This window comes from Citrobacter braakii, assembly GCF_009648935.1.
Classification (GTDB): Bacteria; Pseudomonadota; Gammaproteobacteria; order Enterobacterales; family Enterobacteriaceae; genus Citrobacter; species Citrobacter braakii.
In genome coordinates, this window is sequence record NZ_CP045771.1 from 514,339 (window position 1) to 531,184 (window position 16,846).

18 protein-coding genes, 1 tRNA gene and 1 rRNA gene are annotated in these 16,846 nt (G+C 50.6%); 11 read left to right on the top strand and 9 right to left on the bottom strand.

The window, feature by feature from the left end; genetic code table 11:
• The first annotated feature begins 51 nt into the window (after nt 1-51).
• Nucleotides 52-585 carry a lipocalin family protein gene (locus tag GFC06_RS02350; RefSeq protein ID WP_049282251.1) on the top strand — a complete coding sequence of 178 codons (534 nt, stop codon included), beginning with the start codon at nt 52-54 and terminating at the stop codon, nt 583-585.
• Here the strand turns inward: GFC06_RS02350 and sugE are convergent.
• The gene (gene sugE, locus GFC06_RS02355) at nt 582-899 is read right to left on the bottom strand and encodes a quaternary ammonium compound efflux SMR transporter SugE (protein WP_016151397.1); all 318 of its coding nucleotides are present in this window, start codon (nt 897-899) and stop codon (nt 582-584) included. The genes GFC06_RS02350 and sugE overlap by 4 nt on opposite strands.
• A 256-nt stretch (nt 900-1,155) precedes the next feature.
• On the opposite strand from sugE, the gene GFC06_RS02360 reads away from it, so the two are divergent.
• On the top strand, nt 1,156-1,755 hold the full coding sequence (locus GFC06_RS02360) for a helix-turn-helix transcriptional regulator (protein WP_046275848.1): 600 nt from the start codon (nt 1,156-1,158) through the stop codon (nt 1,753-1,755).
• A 30-nt stretch (nt 1,756-1,785) separates the two neighbouring features.
• On the opposite strand, the gene ecnB is transcribed toward GFC06_RS02360, so the two are convergent.
• From ecnB to efp, 3 genes are all read right to left on the bottom strand, one after another.
• On the bottom strand, nt 1,786-1,932 hold the full coding sequence (gene ecnB, locus GFC06_RS02365; protein ID WP_016151395.1) for a lipoprotein toxin entericidin B: 147 nt from the start codon (nt 1,930-1,932) through the stop codon (nt 1,786-1,788).
• A gap of 107 nt (nt 1,933-2,039) precedes the next feature.
• Nucleotides 2,040-2,174 (bottom strand): lipoprotein antitoxin entericidin A, encoded by a 135-nt coding sequence (gene ecnA, locus GFC06_RS02370; protein WP_016151394.1) that lies wholly within the window; start codon nt 2,172-2,174, stop codon nt 2,040-2,042.
• 57 nt (nt 2,175-2,231) lie between these two features.
• Nucleotides 2,232-2,798 carry an elongation factor P gene (gene efp, locus GFC06_RS02375; RefSeq protein ID WP_003025478.1) on the bottom strand — a complete coding sequence of 189 codons (567 nt, stop codon included), beginning with the start codon at nt 2,796-2,798 and terminating at the stop codon, nt 2,232-2,234.
• A gap of 41 nt (nt 2,799-2,839) precedes the next feature.
• On the opposite strand from efp, the gene epmB reads away from it, so the two are divergent.
• Together epmB and yjeJ are read left to right on the top strand one after the other, a co-directional pair.
• A complete protein-coding gene (epmB, locus tag GFC06_RS02380) occupies nt 2,840-3,868 on the top strand; it encodes an EF-P beta-lysylation protein EpmB (protein ID WP_153689806.1) in 1,029 nt (342 codons plus the stop codon).
• A 183-nt stretch (nt 3,869-4,051) separates the two neighbouring features.
• Nucleotides 4,052-4,915: a YjeJ family protein gene (gene yjeJ / locus GFC06_RS02385; protein ID WP_153689807.1), complete on the top strand. Its 864-nt coding sequence runs from the start codon at nt 4,052-4,054 to the stop codon at nt 4,913-4,915.
• 85 nt (nt 4,916-5,000) lie between these two features.
• Here the strand turns inward: yjeJ and GFC06_RS02390 are convergent, their stop codons facing one another.
• The 3 genes from GFC06_RS02390 to GFC06_RS02400 form a co-directional block, all read right to left on the bottom strand.
• Nucleotides 5,001-5,354 (bottom strand): DUF4156 domain-containing protein, encoded by a 354-nt coding sequence (locus GFC06_RS02390; protein ID WP_016151391.1) that lies wholly within the window; start codon nt 5,352-5,354, stop codon nt 5,001-5,003.
• A gap of 251 nt (nt 5,355-5,605) precedes the next feature.
• Nucleotides 5,606-7,252, bottom strand: coding sequence for a chaperonin GroEL (gene groL, locus GFC06_RS02395; protein WP_003025464.1), 1,647 nt, complete (start codon nt 7,250-7,252; stop codon nt 5,606-5,608).
• A gap of 43 nt (nt 7,253-7,295) precedes the next feature.
• Nucleotides 7,296-7,589 (bottom strand): co-chaperone GroES, encoded by a 294-nt coding sequence (locus GFC06_RS02400; RefSeq protein ID WP_000027827.1) that lies wholly within the window; start codon nt 7,587-7,589, stop codon nt 7,296-7,298.
• 275 nt (nt 7,590-7,864) lie between these two features.
• Between GFC06_RS02400 and yjeH the strand changes: the two genes are divergently transcribed.
• A complete protein-coding gene (yjeH, locus tag GFC06_RS02405; RefSeq protein WP_047500035.1) occupies nt 7,865-9,130 on the top strand; it encodes an L-methionine/branched-chain amino acid transporter in 1,266 nt (421 codons plus the stop codon).
• Nucleotides 9,131-9,178: 48 nt separating this feature from the next.
• Here yjeH and GFC06_RS02410 read toward each other — a convergent pair whose 3' ends face one another.
• Nucleotides 9,179-9,655, bottom strand: a complete 477-nt coding sequence (locus tag GFC06_RS02410; RefSeq protein ID WP_153689808.1) for an FxsA family protein — start codon at nt 9,653-9,655, stop codon at nt 9,179-9,181.
• A 338-nt stretch (nt 9,656-9,993) separates the two neighbouring features.
• Here GFC06_RS02410 and aspA point away from each other — a divergent pair, with 338 nt between their 5' ends.
• From aspA to GFC06_RS02440, 6 genes are all read left to right on the top strand, one after another.
• A complete protein-coding gene (gene aspA / locus GFC06_RS02415) occupies nt 9,994-11,430 on the top strand; it encodes an aspartate ammonia-lyase (RefSeq protein ID WP_016151388.1) in 1,437 nt (478 codons plus the stop codon).
• A gap of 115 nt (nt 11,431-11,545) precedes the next feature.
• Entirely contained in the window at nt 11,546-12,847 is a 1,302-nt protein-coding gene (gene dcuA, locus GFC06_RS02420; protein ID WP_016151387.1) for an anaerobic C4-dicarboxylate transporter DcuA, read from the top strand.
• 131 nt (nt 12,848-12,978) lie between these two features.
• Nucleotides 12,979-13,326, top strand: coding sequence for a divalent cation tolerance protein CutA (gene cutA, locus GFC06_RS02425; RefSeq protein WP_003025447.1), 348 nt, complete (start codon nt 12,979-12,981; stop codon nt 13,324-13,326).
• Nucleotides 13,302-15,011, top strand: coding sequence for a protein-disulfide reductase DsbD (locus tag GFC06_RS02430; RefSeq protein WP_047500037.1), 1,710 nt, complete (start codon nt 13,302-13,304; stop codon nt 15,009-15,011). The genes cutA and GFC06_RS02430 overlap by 25 nt, the downstream gene beginning before the upstream one ends.
• A gap of 36 nt (nt 15,012-15,047) precedes the next feature.
• Nucleotides 15,048-15,623, top strand: coding sequence for a transcriptional regulator (locus tag GFC06_RS02435; RefSeq protein WP_008785982.1), 576 nt, complete (start codon nt 15,048-15,050; stop codon nt 15,621-15,623).
• Nucleotides 15,624-16,020: 397 nt separating this feature from the next.
• Nucleotides 16,021-16,096, top strand: a tRNA-Phe gene (locus GFC06_RS02440).
• Between the two features lie 578 nt (nt 16,097-16,674).
• Here GFC06_RS02440 and rrf read toward each other — a convergent pair.
• Nucleotides 16,675-16,790 (bottom strand): 5S ribosomal RNA (gene rrf / locus GFC06_RS02445).
• Nucleotides 16,791-16,846 lie beyond the last annotated feature (56 nt).

The window sequence follows — 16,846 nt, forward strand, 5'->3', positions numbered from 1 at the left end:
TTTTTTCCTGCTGTCATCTACACTTAACAAAAATCCAGCAAGGAAAATCCCATGCGCATTCTGCCCGTCGTTGCTGCAGTTACGGCTGCATTTCTGGTTGTCTCTTGCAGCACCCCAACACCACCGAAAGGTGTTACCGTAGTAAATAACTTTGATGCCAAACGCTATCTGGGCACCTGGTATGAAATTGCGCGTTTCGACCATCGATTCGAGCGCGGACTGGAAAAAGTGACTGCTACCTACAGCCTGCGCGACGACGGCGGTATCAATGTTATTAACAAGGGCTATAACCCGGACAGAGGAATGTGGCAGAAAACGGAGGGGAAAGCCTACTTCACTGGCGACCCAAACCGCGCTGCGCTCAAGGTCTCGTTTTTTGGCCCCTTCTATGGCGGGTATAACGTGATTGCCCTCGACAGGGAATATCGTCACGCGCTGGTTTGCGGGCCGGATCGCGACTACCTGTGGATCCTTTCACGGACCCCTACTATTTCAGATGAAATGAAACAGCAAATGCTGGCCATCGCGACCCGGGAAGGGTTTGAGGTGAATAAGCTGATTTGGGTAAAACAGCCTGGCGCTTAGTGGGTGCTCAGCTTGAGGCCAATAATACCGGCCACAATCAGCCCGAGGCTCAGTAACCGCGCCGGGCTGGCAGATTCACCCAGCAGCAGAATCCCTGTAATGGCCGCCCCGACTGCGCCGATACCGGTCCATACGGCATAGGCGGTTCCTACAGGCAACGTACGCATTGCCCAGGAGAGCATGGCGATACTGACGATCATTGCTACAATAGTGATAATGCTTGGCGTCAAACGCGTAAAACCGTGGGTATATTTCAGGCCAATCGCCCAGACAACTTCGAGCAGACCTGCAATTAATAAAACGATCCAGGACATATCAGGCTCCAGAACAATGGGGCCGTCCCCAGTGAAAGAAGCGTTTGCAGGTCGTCCTGCAAAGCTGATGTGTGAAATGGCATTTTTGCCCGAGAGAAAATGAATTTCAACCTTTTTATTCGCTGCCCGCTAAAAGCAAGAATTAAGCATAATTAGCGGCGTAGTTCCCGCATTTGGCACTCATCGGAGTTCTCTATGATGAAGGGCTTTCTGAATCCGGAAAGTCGATTGCCTCTCTTCTGAATGCGAAAAGGTTATGCTTAAAATTTTAGTGATTGACCGGTGCCACTTTACCCGCACAGGGATTGAGGCCTTGCTTAATCATTCTGGCAGGTTCAGCTCCTCATTTCTTGTGTCAGGGATCAATAATCTCCTGTTAGCAAAAGAGCATATTTTGCAGTGGAAGCCGCATCTGGTGATCGCGGATTTATACAGTTTTATTAGCGAGACGCATACCAGCCCGCCAATTAAACCCTTTTTCATGAGCTGCGGCGTCATCCCGCTGATTTTACTGCAATCAGTTGAAAGACAGCACACCTCAATGGCTTCCTCTCAATCCGTCGCCTATTCGGTCTTAACCAAGCACACCACGCTGAACGCGCTCTCACACACGATTCAGGAGGCGCTACAGCTTCGCCCCACATTAGAAATAGCCGAAAACGCGACTCCGCTGCTTACGCCGCAGGAGGAGAAAGTATTGTCGATGTGGATGGATGGTGTGAGTAACAATGCGATAGCCGCCGCACTCAGCATTCATGGCAAGACGGTCTACACCTATAAACGGAATATCCGCATGAAACTGCACATGGGGAACCGCTTCTCGCCGTTTCTCTCACTCCCCGGGAAGGGGAATTAACGGTACGACGTGACGTCGTACCGTTCATGATTATTGTTGAGCTTTTGTCGCTGCACCAGAGATTGCGCTACCGCCCTCAGAGATATCCTGCCCAACACCTTTCGTGGTATTGCACGCAGTCAACACTGAAGAAAGAACCAACACAGAAAAGATCGCAGCAATTGTCTTTTTAACCATAACGTCTTCCTTTTCTAGCCAATATTGTTTGTGTATAGCTCATTAATAATAGACAAGATCCGCAAGTGTGATGGATAAACAACCGTTTTTAAGACTATGAGAGAGTGTTAGCTGGCGGCGTGAGAGATTGAATTGCCAAGATGTTTGATGTCTTCACCGAAGCCGCGCGCGGTATTACAACCCGCCAGGAGAGTGCTGGTGAAAAGGATGAGCATTACAAGACTGAGAAGACGTTTCATCATTCCTGCCCTGGAAAAAGTATGGCGCAGCAACCTGCGCCATAAGATCAAATAGATATCTTATTTTACGCGAGAAACGTATTCGCCGGAGCGAGTATCCACTTTGATCACTTCACCGATCTGTACGAACAGCGGAACTTTAACGACTGCGCCAGTAGACAGAGTAGCCGGTTTGCCGCCAGTACCAGCGGTATCGCCTTTCAGACCTGGGTCAGTTTCAACGACTTCCAGCTCAACGAAGTTTGGCGGAGTCACGGAGATCGGCTGACCGTTCCACAGGGTCACGATGCATTCAGCCTGGTCCAGCAGCCATTTAGCGTTATCGCCTACCGCTTTCTCGTCTGCAGCCAGCTGTTCGAAAGTGGTGTTATTCATAAAGTGCCAGAACTCACCGTCGCTATACAGGAAGGTCAGGTTCATGTCGGCTACGTCTGCGCCTTCAGCGGAGTCGGTAGACTTGAAGGTTTTCTCTACGCGAGTACCGGTCAGCAGGCGACGCAGCTTAACGCGCGCAAATGCCTGGCCTTTACCTGGTTTAACGAATTCGCTGGCTTCAACCGCATAAGGTTCGCCGTCCAACATGATTTTAAGACCAGCACGAAAATCGTTGCTATAGTACGTTGCCATAAGGCCCTCTGAAAATTGTTAACTGGTAGCTAAGCCACAAAATGGCGCATATTGTAACCCTAAATACCCCATCCAGAGAAGATTGGTTATCGCAACTTGCCGATGTTGTGACCGATCCTGATGAACTTCTGCATCTTTTGAATATAGACGCAGATGAAAAACTGTTGGCCGGACGCGACGCGAGACGACTTTTCGCCCTGCGCGTACCGCGCGCCTTTATTGCTCGTATGGAAAAAGGCAATCCGGACGATCCGCTTTTGCGTCAGGTACTTACTTCCAAGGAAGAGTTTGTTGCTGCACCTGGCTACTCGACCGATCCGCTGGAAGAACAGCACAGCGTGGTCCCCGGTTTGCTGCATAAATATCGCAATCGGGCGCTGTTGTTGGTTAAAGGCGGTTGCGCGGTAAATTGTCGCTATTGCTTCCGCCGACACTTCCCGTATGCCGAAAACCAGGGCAATAAGCGCAACTGGCAGGTCGCCCTGGACTACATTAGCGCGCATCCTGAGCTGGATGAGATTATCTTCTCCGGTGGTGATCCGCTAATGGCCAAGGACCATGAACTGGACTGGTTACTCACGCAACTGGAAGCCATCCCGCACATTAAGCGTCTGCGCATTCACAGCCGTTTGCCGATTGTGATCCCCGCGCGCATTACTGAAGGACTGGCCCAGCGCTTTGCGCGTTCCTCCCTGCAGATTCTGCTGGTCAACCACATTAACCACGCCAATGAGGTCGATGAGGCGTTTCATCAGGCGATGGTCCGACTGCGTACCGCTGGCGTCACCCTACTCAACCAAAGCGTTTTGCTGCGTGGCGTGAACGATAACGCACAAACGCTGGCGAACCTGAGCAACACTCTGTTTGATGCGGGGGTGATGCCCTATTACCTGCACGTACTGGACAAAGTGCAAGGTGCCGCCCACTTTATGGTCAGCGACGATGAGGCACGTCACATTATGCGTGAACTGCTGACGTTGGTTTCCGGCTATATGGTCCCCAAACTGGCGCGTGAAATTGGCGGAGAGCCAAGTAAAACGCCGTTGGATCTGCAACTACGCCAACAATAACCATTATTGAGTGTCCGATTTCGGACACTCACCACGATTACTTATTATTTAAATCCTCACAAGTGGAGCCACGCTTTTAATCTGTGCTATTTTAATTAGCGCTATAAAGTCATTAATTCATAATTTGTATTAGTAGAACCAAATTCAGAATATTAATAAATATATGGTTAGGGAGAACCTTTTATGGCTATAAGTATTAAGGGCATCAATACCGGTGTTATTCATAAAAAGAATGAATTTATTGCTTTAGCATTAAAGATAAAAGAACCAAAGAATAAAACGTCGTTATTTTTTCTTTCTCCGCTTGGGCTAAGAGATCTGCTTATCGCCCTGGAAAGCAGGCTATCCGTCAAACATCAGCTTAGCGAAAAAGAGCATGCGCAATATGAGAAGGAATGCGATAAAGTCAGCAAAAAGATGCACGAAAATATTCCTTTGATTCAGGAAGATGAGCTAAAAAATGCCGACATTAATCGTCGCGTAAATTCGCTGATGTTAATGGATGACAAAGGCGAAAACTTAACATTTTCTCTGACACTGCATGATGGACAAACGCGTGAATTACTGATTAATGAACGACAGATTCGGGTGCTGGTCCATGCTGTTATTCATGCAATAAATAATGCTGGCATGCGGGAATTAGCGCTACGAATTACATCGCTGCTGGATTTCCTGCCGCTGTACGATGTTGATTGCCAAGAAAACGACAATCTGGAATACGACTCTTATACGCACCCCGAATGGAAAAAAAGCCTGTTTAATCATTATCTGGCGATTATTTACCGCTATACAGATGATCAAGGAAAAGCCCAGTTCTGTGGTTCGGTAGTAAAAACTCGCGCCCCTTCCGGCAGCAAAGAGGCCGAAGCCATTACTCGCCGTCTTCTCGATTTCAGCCCACGGCTGAAAAAGCTTGCTGGTGTACCGTGCCAGGTGTTTGTCAGAACGTTAACGCGTGATAAGGCGCAAAAGCTCAATCAGGATCAGTGCCTGCGCGCGCTGCATCATTTACGCGCTCAGTCAGCGCATAACGCTCAAAATGCCTGATGTCGCTGCGCTTATCAGGCCGACGAATTTGTATCGTAGGCCTGATAAGACATTTAGCGTCGCCATCAGGCATCAACAGCATTTATCAATTTGGGCACTTATAAACCTGTCCGGTCATTTCACTGGCAGTAGGAACAAAGCTGGACAGCATTCCCTGTGATGGGCTGCTGACGCCATAAATCACGTTACCACCCATTGCCGCAGCCTGGTTACGCAGATCGTTTGCTGCGCCACGCATAGAGCCACCCTCTTCGCCGTGCTGGCCAGAAAGCCAGTTGCTTTGCGTACCGGTTGCAGTGCCAATCAGTTGACACTCTGCGCCAGGCTTCTCTTCGACGAAGCGTACGCTTTGCCCGGCTGAACTCAGTTCGTTGCTGGAGCTACAACCCGCCATCAGTAGCGCGGCACCAACGATCCCTGCTAAATATTTCACGTGCATGTCATTCCCCATAATCAATGAGCTGGACGTTATGTCCGTAGCTGAATCATATACTAAAAAGATGACCAAAAGAAAAACCCCCGGACATTTCTGCCCGAGGGTTTCTCATTTTTCGCGAGATACGTATTTAATCAAATAATTCAAGTTGCAGGCAGGCGGCAGTTCATGAATCCCCCAGTGCTGACATGAGTAAGTGACTGGGGTAAACGAACGCAGCCAATAAACCTGCGGCTTGAAGTATGAAGATTAAATTACATCATGCCGCCCATTCCACCCATGCCGCCCATACCACCAGCAGCACCTAAGTCAGGCGCATCGCCTTTCGGCAGGTCAGTAACCATGCACTCGGTGGTGATCATCAGACCCGCAACAGAAGCCGCGTACTGCAGAGCTGAACGCGTTACTTTGGTTGGATCCAGAATACCCATGTCGATCATGTTACCGTATTCTTCAGTTGCAGCGTTGTAACCGTAGTTACCGTCACCCGCTTTCACGGTGTTAGCCACTACAGACGGCTCTTCGCCGCAGTTCAGTACGATTTGACGCAGCGGAGATTCCATTGCGCGCAGCGCAACTTTGATACCTACGTTCTGGTCTTCGTTCTGACCTTTCAGACCGGCAATTTTAGACGCTACGCGAATCAGCGCAACACCACCACCAGCAACCACGCCTTCTTCTACCGCAGCACGGGTCGCGTGCAGGGCATCTTCAACGCGGGCTTTCTTCTCTTTCATTTCAACTTCAGTCGCAGCACCAACTTTGATAACCGCAACGCCGCCTGCCAGTTTCGCTACGCGCTCCTGCAGTTTTTCACGGTCGTAGTCGGAAGTTGCTTCTTCGATCTGCTGACGAATCTGAGTCACGCGACCCTGGATTGCAGCTTCGTCACCCACGCCATCAATGATGGTGGTGGTGTCTTTGTTGATAACAACGCGTTTCGCCTGACCCAGATCTTCCAGAGTTGCTTTTTCCAGCTCCATACCGATCTCTTCAGAGATAACGGTACCACCGGTCAGGGTAGCGATATCCTGCAGCATCGCTTTACGACGGTCGCCGAAGCCAGGCGCTTTAACCGCCGCGACTTTCACGATACCGCGCATGGTGTTAACAACCAGAGTTGCCAGCGCTTCGCCTTCAACATCTTCAGCGATGATCAGCAGTGGTTTACCGGCTTTTGCTACTGCTTCCAGCACCGGCAGCATTTCGCGGATGTTGGAGATTTTCTTGTCAGCCAGCAGGATGAACGGGCTTTCCAGTTCTACTGCGCCAGTTTCCGGCTTGTTGATGAAGTAAGGAGACAGGTAACCACGGTCGAACTGCATACCTTCAACCACGTCCAGTTCGTCCTGCAGACCGGTACCGTCTTCAACGGTGATCACGCCTTCTTTACCGACTTTGTCCATCGCTTCAGCGATCAGTTTACCTACGGTTTCGTCGGAGTTAGCGGAGATAGTACCAACCTGAGCAATCGCTTTAGAGTCAGAGCACGGTACGGACAGTGCTTTCAGTTCTTCAACGGCAGCAGCGACAGCTTTGTCGATACCACGTTTCAGATCCATCGGGTTCATGCCCGCAGCAACGGCTTTCAGACCTTCAGTGATGATGGACTGCGCCAGTACGGTTGCGGTGGTGGTACCGTCGCCTGCAGCGTCGTTCGCTTTAGAGGCAACTTCTTTCACCATCTGCGCCCCCATGTTTTCGAACTTGTCTTCCAGTTCGATTTCACGGGCTACGGAAACACCATCTTTAGTGATGGTCGGTGCACCGAAAGATTTATCCAGAACTACGTTACGGCCTTTTGGACCGAGGGTAACTTTCACTGCATCTGCCAGTACGTTTACGCCGCGCAGCATTTTCACACGAGCGTCGTTACCGAATTTTACGTCTTTAGCTGCCATTTTCTCTTTCCCTTAAATTCGTATGTTCAGTGTCGTTCGCGGATTAGGCTTCAACAATTGCCAGGATGTCACTTTCAGACATGATCAACACTTCTTCATTGTCGATCTTCTCAGATTTAACACCGTAGCCATCGTTGAAAATAACGATATCGCCGACTTTAACGTCCAGCGGCTGTACGGTACCGTTGTCCAGGATGCGGCCCTTACCGACAGCGATGATTTCGCCACGAGTTGACTTACCTGCTGCAGAACCGGTCAGTACGATGCCGCCAGCAGATTTAGATTCAACTTCTTTACGTTTGACGATCACACGATCATGTAACGGACGAATACTCATTGATAGCTCTCCTTTGAGAAAGTCTTTATCAGTTATGGGTGACGCCGGCCCGTGAACGGTTTCCCGGCTAGTGACCAGAGAAATGGGGATGGGGCTTTGTACCTTCAAGGGGGCAAGCGAAAAAAAATTTATATCAGCAGAAAATTCCGTCAAAACGCCGACGCGCATCACATTTTATAACGATTTCAGTCACGTCGTCATAAGCAAATACGATTGTGATACCATCAAAAATCTGCGCTGTAGCCCGGTCAATGGGCATAACCGGATAACAACTTATGAGCGGACTGAAACAAGAGCTGGGACTGGCTCAGGGCATTGGCCTGTTGTCGACATCATTGCTAGGTACAGGCGTTTTCGCCGTCCCTGCGCTAGCCGCGCTGGTGGCTGGCAACAACAGCCTGTGGGCCTGGCCGGTGCTGATTGTTTTAGTCTTTCCCGTGGCGATTGTCTTTGCCGTACTGGGTCGTCATTTTCCCAGCGCGGGTGGCGTGGCGCATTTTGTTGGTATGGCCTTTGGCTCACGCCTGGAGCGCGTCACCGGATGGCTATTTTTGTCGGTGATTCCCGTCGGCTTGCCCGCGGCATTACATATTGCCGCCGGATTTGGTCAGGCGATGTTTGGCTGGCATGACGAACAGCTTCTGTTGGCAGAGCTCGGTACGCTGGCATTGGTTTGGTATATCGGCTCCCACGGTGCCAGCTCTAGCGCTAATCTGCAAACGGTCATTGCCGGATTGATTGTTGCCCTCATTGTCGCCATCTGGTGGGCGGGCGATGTGAAACCTGGCGAAATCCCCTTCCCTGCGATAACCGAGATTGAGTTCCCCGGACTGTTCGCCGCGCTGTCGGTGATGTTCTGGTGTTTTGTTGGCCTTGAAGCGTTTGCCCATCTGGCATCTGAATTCAAAAACCCGGAGCGGGATTTCCCGCGCGCGCTGATGATCGGCCTGCTGCTTGCGGGCTCTGTTTATTGGGCATGCACCGTCGTCGTGCTTCATTTTGACGCCTACGGTGAGCAAATGGCGGCGGCGGCCTCACTGCCAGAGATCGTCGTGCAGTTATTTGGCGTACAGGCACTGTGGGTCGCCTGCATCATTGGTTATCTGGCCTGTTTTGCCAGTCTCAACATTTATATTCAAAGTTTCGCCAGGCTGGTCTGGTCGCAAGCGCAATATAAGCCGGAAAGTCATCTGGCGCGTCTGTCACCCCGCCACCTTCCGCGCAATGCGCTAAACGCCGTATTGGGCTGCTGCGTGATCAGTACGTTGTGCATCTATATGCTGAAAATCAATCTCGATGCGTTAATCATCTATGCTAACGGCATCTTTATTATGATTTATTTGCTGTGCATGCTGGCGGGATGTCGATTACTGAAAGGACATTATCGCATGCTGGCGGTCATTGGCGGTCTACTGTGTCTGCTGCTGTTGGCAATGGTTGGCTGGAAGAGCCTGTATGCGCTGATTATGCTGGCAGGGCTGTGGCTGTTTTTACCCCGCAGGCCGGATAAGGCGACGTTGACGCCGTCATCCGGCAGATAAGCATTTTGCCGGATGGTGCTCACGCTTATCCGGCCCGCATACTGATGCTTAATCCCGAGGATCGTCTTTATGATCAATACGGTTGCGATCGTCGTCTTTGCGCTGAAATTCGCCATCAAAGGTCTCACCGCCCCCAGTTCCGGCGCTGAAACCACCGCTCGGCATACGCGAAAAACGCAAATGCGGCAGCAGCTTCATCGTCAGATGTTTTTGCACCGGGGGTAATAAAAGAAGAAGACCGAGGAAATCGGTGAAAAAACCGGGCAGTACCAACAGTAGACCAGCAATGATCAGCGACACGCTCTTGATCATTTCTGCAGCAGGACTTTCACCAGCCGCCATTTTTTGTTGCATCAGTAAAAAGTTTTTAAATCCCTGGTTACGAACCAGAGACATACCGATAACCGACGTAAAAATAACCAAAATCAGCGTCATCAGGACACCCAGGACATGGGCAACCTGAATAAAAATAGATATCTCTATGTAAACATAGAGAAAAATGGCAAGTAATGGTATCCAGCGCAAAGGGTTCTCCTGTCAATAACAGTCGTTTTTTTCAACGCCTGTCCGATGAATTATGTGACTCGCATCAATTAGATGTTGAGGTGGTTAGCAAAATTTCAAGTCGCTTGTACACTTATTTTTAGTATTAATCCTAAAGGGGTGATCCATTTCACAGAATAATAAATAAGGGGTAAATTCCACGCTTTAAGTGATCCAGATTACGGTAGAAATCCTGAACCAGCATATGATCTCGAGTATCAGACCGATGCAGGGGATAATCGTCGGTCGAGAAACAATCGAAATCACATATATCCTGTGTGTTTAGTCAAATCATTGGCAGCTTGAAAAAGAAGGTTCACATGTTAAACAACATTCGTATCGAAGAAGACTTGTTGGGTACCAGGGAAGTTCCAGCGGACGCCTACTACGGTGTTCACACTCTGAGAGCGATTGAAAACTTCTACATTAGCAACAACAAAATCAGCGACATTCCTGAATTTGTTCGCGGTATGGTAATGGTTAAAAAGGCAGCGGCAATGGCCAACAAAGAGCTGCAAACCATTCCTAAGAGTGTGGCAAATGCCATCATCGCGGCGTGTGATGAAGTCCTGAATAACGGAAAATGCATGGATCAATTCCCGGTAGATGTTTACCAGGGTGGTGCGGGTACCTCCGTCAACATGAACACCAACGAAGTGCTGGCCAATATCGGTCTGGAACTGATGGGTCACCAGAAAGGTGAATATCAGTACCTGAACCCGAACGACCACGTTAACAAATGTCAGTCTACCAACGACGCTTACCCAACTGGCTTCCGTATCGCGGTATACGCATCCATCATCAAACTGATCGATGCCCTGAACCAGCTGCGTGAAGGCTTCGAACAAAAAGCTGTTGAATTCCAGGACATCCTGAAAATGGGCCGTACCCAGCTGCAGGATGCTGTACCGATGACCCTCGGTCAGGAATTCCATGCTTTCAGCGTACTGTTGAAAGAAGAAGTGAAAAACATTAGTCGTACCGCTGAGCTGCTGCTGGAAGTTAACCTCGGTGCAACTGCAATCGGTACGGGTCTGAACACGCCGAAAGAATACTCCCCGCTGGCAGTACAGAAACTGGCTGAAGTCACTGGCTTCGCCTGTGTTCCGGCAGAAGACCTGATTGAAGCAACTTCTGACTGCGGCGCATACGTTATGGTTCACGGCGCACTGAAACGTCTGGCTGTTAAGATGTCCAAAATCTGTAACGACCTGCGTTTGCTCTCCTCTGGCCCACGTGCTGGTCTGAACGAGATCAACCTGCCGGAACTGCAGGCTGGTTCTTCTATCATGCCAGCAAAAGTGAACCCAGTTGTTCCAGAAGTCGTAAACCAGGTTTGCTTTAAAGTCATCGGTAACGACATCACCGTTACTATGGCATCTGAAGCTGGTCAGCTGCAGCTGAACGTAATGGAGCCGGTCATTGGCCAGGCAATGTTTGAATCCATTCACATTCTGAGCAATGCTTGCTACAACCTGCTGGAAAAATGCGTTAGTGGTATCACTGCTAACAAAGAAGTCTGTGAAGCGTTTGTATTCAACTCCATCGGCATCGTTACTTACCTCAACCCGTTCATCGGTCACCACAACGGCGACATCGTCGGTAAAATTTGTGCCGAAACCGGTAAGAGCGTACGTGAAGTTGTCCTGGAACGCGGTCTGTTGACCGAGTCTGAACTGGACGATATCTTCTCTGCACAGAACCTGATGCACCCTGCTTATAAAGCAAAACGTTATACTGATGAAAGCGAACAGTAATCGTGTAGGGTAGTACCGGAGAAGGCACGTCATGATGACGTGCCTTTTTTCTTACTCGAAGTTACTTAAAAACAACAATTTAATATCAACTTGTTAAACAACAAGGAAGGCTAATATGATAGTTTTAGAACTTATCATCGTTTTGCTGGCAATCTTTTTAGGTGCCAGACTTGGGGGTATCGGTATTGGATTTGCAGGTGGGCTGGGTGTTCTGGTTCTTGCCGCTATTGGCGTAAAACCGGGTAATATTCCGTTCGATGTTATTTCCATTATCATGGCGGTTATCGCTGCCATCTCTGCCATGCAGATTGCCGGTGGTCTGGACTATCTGGTTCATCAAACTGAAAAACTGCTGCGTAAAAACCCGAAATACATCACGATCCTTGCACCAATCGTGACCTATTTCCTGACTATCTTTGCCGGTACCGGCAACATCTCTCTGGCAACTCTGCCGGTTATCGCTGAAGTCGCGAAGGAACAAGGTATCAAACCTTGCCGTCCGCTCTCTACCGCAGTGGTATCTGCACAGATTGCGATTACGGCGTCTCCAATCTCCGCAGCTGTGGTTTACATGTCTTCCGTAATGGAAGGTCATGGCATCAGCTACATTCACCTGCTGTCCGTGGTCATTCCGTCCACTCTGCTGGCCGTTCTGGTGATGTCCTTCCTGGTAACGATGCTGTTCAACTCCAAACTGTCTGACGACCCGATTTACCGTAAGCGTCTGGAAGAAGGTTTGGTTGAACTGCGTGGTGAAAGACAAGTTGAAATCAAAGCTGGCGCGAAAACCTCCGTTTGGTTGTTCCTGCTGGGCGTGATTTGCGTAGTTGTATACGCCATCATCAACAGCCCAAGCCTCGGCCTGGTCGCTAAACCGCTGATGAACACCACCAACGCAATCCTGATCATCATGCTGAGCGTCGCGACGCTGACTACGATCGTCTGCCGCGTTGAAACTGACTCCATCCTGAACTCCAGCACCTTTAAAGCGGGTATGAGCGCCTGTATTTGTATCCTGGGTGTTGCATGGCTGGGTGATACCTTCGTATCTCACAACATTGACTGGATCAAAGATACTGCAGGTAGCGTAATTCAGGGTCATCCGTGGTTGCTGGCTGTCATCTTCTTCTTTGCTTCTGCGCTGCTGTACTCTCAGGCTGCAACCGCTAAAGCACTGATGCCGATGGCTCTGGCTCTGAACGTTTCCCCACTGACTGCTGTTGCGTCTTTCGCAGCTGTTTCTGGCCTGTTCATTCTGCCAACCTACCCAACTCTGGTTGCGGCGGTGCAGATGGATGACACCGGTACAACCCGCATCGGTAAATTCGTCTTTAACCATCCGTTCTTCATCCCGGGTACTCTGGGCGTGCTTTTGGCTGTCTGCTTCGGCTTCTTGCTGGGCAGCTTCATGCTGTAAGACTTTACTGCAGGGTGCCTTCGCGCCCTGCAGTTCCTCCTCCTCATCATCCCGCTTTAACTAACATCCTTCCCTCGTCCGTTGTATAGTGACCACTCTTTAGCTGGTTACTCTGTTCTTTCGAGGTGTTTATGCTTGATGTAAAGAGTCAGGATATTTCCATCCCCGATACCGTTGTGGTGCTCTGTACCGCCCCGGATGAAGCAACCGCCCAGGATCTGGCCGCCAAAGTGCTGGCGGAAAAGCTGGCTGCCTGCGTGACGCTGCTGCCTGGCGCGACCTCCCTCTATTATTGGGAAGGTAAGCTGGAGCAGGAATATGAAGTCCAGATGATTTTAAAAACCACCGTCACACACCAGCAAGCCCTTCTCGATTGCCTGAAGTCACATCATCCATACCAAACGCCTGAACTTCTGGTTTTACCCGTCACTCACGGAGACTTTGATTACCGCTCATGGCTCAACGCATCCTTACGCTGATCCTGCTGCTGTGCAGCACATCTACCTTTGCCGGATTATTTGACGCGCCTGGCCGCTCGCAGTTTGTTCCTGCCGATCGGGCGTTTGTTTTTGATTTTCAGCAAAACCAACACGATCTGAACCTCTCATGGCAGGTTAAAGATGGCTACTATCTGTATCGCAAACAGATAAGCATTACGCCATCTCAGGCCGATATCGCCGAGGTAAAACTACCGCCAGGCGTCTGGCATGAAGATGAGTTTTATGGCAAAAGTGAGATTTACCGTAAACAATTGACTATCCCGGTCACGGTTAATCAGGCTAAATCTGGCGCAACATTAACGGTCACATACCAGGGTTGTGCCGACGCCGGTTTTTGCTATCCGCCTGAAACTAAAACGGTGCCATTAAGTGAAGTGTCTGCCAATACCAGGGCGACACCTGTGCCAGTGCCTGCCACCGATGCTTTGCAAGAGAGACCACAACCCGCAACCCAGCTTCCCTTCTCTGCGCTGTGGGCATTGCTAATCGGAATTGGCATCGCATTTACACCTTGCGTATTGCCGATGTATCCGCTGATTTCCGGTATCGTGCTGGGCGGCAAACAACGCTTATCAACCGGACGCGCGCTGCTGCTGACGTTTATCTACGTCCAGGGAATGGCGCTCACTTATACCGCGCTAGGTCTGGTTGTTGCGGCCGCCGGATTGCAGTTCCAGGCTGCGCTACAGCATCCTTACGTCCTGATTGGCCTTGCCGTCGTCTTTACGCTGCTGGCCCTTTCGATGTTTGGCTTGTTCACGCTGCAGCTCCCTTCATCGCTGCAAACACGCCTTACATTGTTGAGTAACCGTCAGCAAGGCGGTTCCCCCGGTAGCGTCTTTGCGATGGGGGCGATTGCCGGCCTCATCTGTTCTCCTTGTACAACGGCCCCGCTAAGCGCGATTTTGCTGTATATCGCTCAGAGCGGGAACATGTGGCTGGGAGGCGGCACACTGTATCTGTACGCGCTGGGGATGGGATTACCTCTGATGCTAATTACCGTATTCGGTAATCGTCTGTTGCCTAAAAGCGGCCCATGGATGGAACATGTCAAAACCGCTTTTGGCTTTGTCATTCTGGCGCTCCCCGTCTTCTTACTCGAACGCATCATTGGCGACAACTGGGGCGTTCGCCTGTGGTCGCTGTTGGGCGTCGCATTCTTTAGCTGGGCATTTATCACCAGCCTGCAGGCAAAGCACGCCTGGATGCGCATCGTGCAAATTATCCTGTTAGCTGCAGCGCTGGTAAGCGTACGGCCATTGCAGGACTGGGCGTTCGGCGTGCCGCAAGCTCAAACCCAGACACACCTTAACTTCACGCCTGTGGCTTCGGTGGATGCGCTAAATCAGGCGCTGGCACAAGCTAAAGGCAAGCCCGTGATGTTGGATCTGTATGCTGACTGGTGCGTGGCCTGTAAGGAGTTTGAGAAGTATACGTTTAGCAATCAGCAGGTTCAGCAAGCGCTAGGCGACACGGTGCTTTTGCAGGCGGATGTGACTGCAAATAATGCCCAGGATGTCGCTCTGCTGAAACATCTACAGGTTTTAGGTTTGCCGACTATTTTGTTCTTTGACGCCGAGGGGAAAGAGCATCCGGAGGCTCGGGTAACCGGCTTTATGGATGCCGCGACCTTCAGCGCACATTTGCGCGATCGCCAACCGTGAGCGACACTTGCAACAGGAAATACGGAGGAGAATACCGTGCAACGTGAAGATGTCCTGGGAGAAGCCCTGAAATTACTTGAGGTTCAAGGGATAGCCAATACCACACTGGAAATGGTGGCCGAACGTATCGATTATCCTCTTGATGAACTACAACGCTTTTGGCCCGACAAAGAGGCCATTCTGTACGATGCGTTACGTTACCTCAGCCAGCGGGTGGATATCTGGCGGCGTCAACTTTTGCTGGATGACACCCTGAGCGCTGAACAGAAATTACTGGCACGCTACACCGCGCTGTCCGAATGCGTGAGCAATAATCGCTACCCAGGCTGCCTGTTTATCGCCGCCTGTACGTTTTACCCCGATCCCGGGCATCCGATCCATCAGTTAGCCGATCAGCAAAAAAAGGCGGCACATGACTTCACCCATGAGCTGCTGACGACGCTGGAAGTTGACGACCCTGCAATGGTTGCCAAACAGATGGAACTGGTGCTGGAGGGCTGTCTGAGCCGCATGCTGGTGAATCGTAGCCATGCTGATGTCGAAACGGCACACCGTCTGGCTGAAGATATCCTGCGCTTTGCTCAGTGCCGTATGGGCGGTGCGCTGACCTAAGCAAGCATGCCCGCCAGGCCGAAATGAGTAAACAAACCACTATCAGTCGCTAAGACGCACCATCGCCACGGTGGTGCGAAATACTCTGTTAACCGCCCGCCCAACTCATCGCCTGACGCACCAGCGGGTCCTGCCGCAGCAATTGCACCGTTAGTTACTGGAAACGTCGGAAAGGCTTGTGCACAACTTGCGGTAGTGTGCGGGAGTAATACAGGCCGCGTAACGTTTTCGTCAGCCTTTGCTCATTGAGATAGAAGGTCTGATAGGTAAATTGCCTGGAAGTTTTGTGCAAACTTCAGGCATAATCGCGCAGATTGCCGCAATATTAAGCGGTTGAACATCTTTTCCCGAAATTTGATTGACTGGCAGACGTGAATACGGTTTAATGCGCCCCGTTGCCCGGATAGCTCAGTCGGTAGAGCAGGGGATTGAAAATCCCCGTGTCCTTGGTTCGATTCCGAGTCCGGGCACCACTATTTAAAGAACCCGCCCTAGAGGCGGGTTTTTGCTTTTATAGTTTCTGATACTTTCCAACCGATCATCTCTCAATATCTTTACTACTCTACCCCTCACAAAATCCATACGTAAGATTAGTCGTGCCTGTTAACAAGCTGACATCTGGGTTCTATAAGAAGATGGGGTTTAACGTGATGGGATGTACAGAAGTGGACGATCTCGAGCGACAGTACCTGTTACTCAACCCCGTGCACGGATAGCAGGCAATGTGCTGCCGGGAGAGCCTGGTGTGCTGCGCTTCTCAGGCCTGAACACCGGTTACAACATGATGGGCTGGATAAAATGGTACGCTGCATCCGGCAGTTCTCACTCCCTGCAGACGCAAAAAAGCCCATCCGGCAGGATGGGCTTTTTCACTTGTTTGATGCCTGGCAGTTTATGGCGGGCGTCCTGCCCGCCACCCTCCGGGCCGTTGCTGCGCAACGTTCAAATCCGCTCCCGGCGGATTTGTCCTCCTCAGGAGAGCACTCACCGACAGACCACAGATAAAACAAAAGGCCCGGTCTTTCGACCGGGCCTTTCGCTTTTATTTGATGCCTGGCAGTTCCCTACTCTCGCATGGGGAGACCCCACACTACCATCGGCGCTACGGCGTTTCACTTCTGAGTTCGGCATGGGGTCAGGTGGGACCACCGCGCTACAGCCGCCAGGCAAATTCTGTTTATCAACACGCTTCTCGCATGTCGATGTAATCTGTAATCAAGCTG

Bases quoted from the DNA above. Each gene is read 5' to 3' on its own strand.
- GFC06_RS02400 (WP_000027827.1), bottom strand. From the start codon at position 7,589: ATGAGTATTCGTCCGTTACATGATCGTGTGATCGTCAAACGTAAAGAA.
- ecnA (WP_016151394.1), bottom strand. From the start codon at position 2,174: ATGATGAAACGTCTTCTCAGTCTTGTAATGCTCATCCTTTTCACCAGC.
- groL (WP_003025464.1), bottom strand. From the start codon at position 7,252: ATGGCAGCTAAAGACGTAAAATTCGGTAACGACGCTCGTGTGAAAATG.
- GFC06_RS02430 (WP_047500037.1), top strand. From the start codon at position 13,302: ATGGCTCAACGCATCCTTACGCTGATCCTGCTGCTGTGCAGCACATCT.
- sugE (WP_016151397.1), bottom strand. From the start codon at position 899: ATGTCCTGGATCGTTTTATTAATTGCAGGTCTGCTCGAAGTTGTCTGG.
- epmB (WP_153689806.1), top strand. From the start codon at position 2,840: ATGGCGCATATTGTAACCCTAAATACCCCATCCAGAGAAGATTGGTTA.
- yjeJ (WP_153689807.1), top strand. From the start codon at position 4,052: ATGGCTATAAGTATTAAGGGCATCAATACCGGTGTTATTCATAAAAAG.
- GFC06_RS02390 (WP_016151391.1), bottom strand. From the start codon at position 5,354: ATGCACGTGAAATATTTAGCAGGGATCGTTGGTGCCGCGCTACTGATG.
- ecnB (WP_016151395.1), bottom strand. From the start codon at position 1,932: ATGGTTAAAAAGACAATTGCTGCGATCTTTTCTGTGTTGGTTCTTTCT.
- GFC06_RS02360 (WP_046275848.1), top strand. From the start codon at position 1,156: ATGCTTAAAATTTTAGTGATTGACCGGTGCCACTTTACCCGCACAGGG.
- yjeH (WP_047500035.1), top strand. From the start codon at position 7,865: ATGAGCGGACTGAAACAAGAGCTGGGACTGGCTCAGGGCATTGGCCTG.
- efp (WP_003025478.1), bottom strand. From the start codon at position 2,798: ATGGCAACGTACTATAGCAACGATTTTCGTGCTGGTCTTAAAATCATG.
- cutA (WP_003025447.1), top strand. From the start codon at position 12,979: ATGCTTGATGTAAAGAGTCAGGATATTTCCATCCCCGATACCGTTGTG.
- GFC06_RS02350 (WP_049282251.1), top strand. From the start codon at position 52: ATGCGCATTCTGCCCGTCGTTGCTGCAGTTACGGCTGCATTTCTGGTT.
- dcuA (WP_016151387.1), top strand. From the start codon at position 11,546: ATGATAGTTTTAGAACTTATCATCGTTTTGCTGGCAATCTTTTTAGGT.
- aspA (WP_016151388.1), top strand. From the start codon at position 9,994: ATGTTAAACAACATTCGTATCGAAGAAGACTTGTTGGGTACCAGGGAA.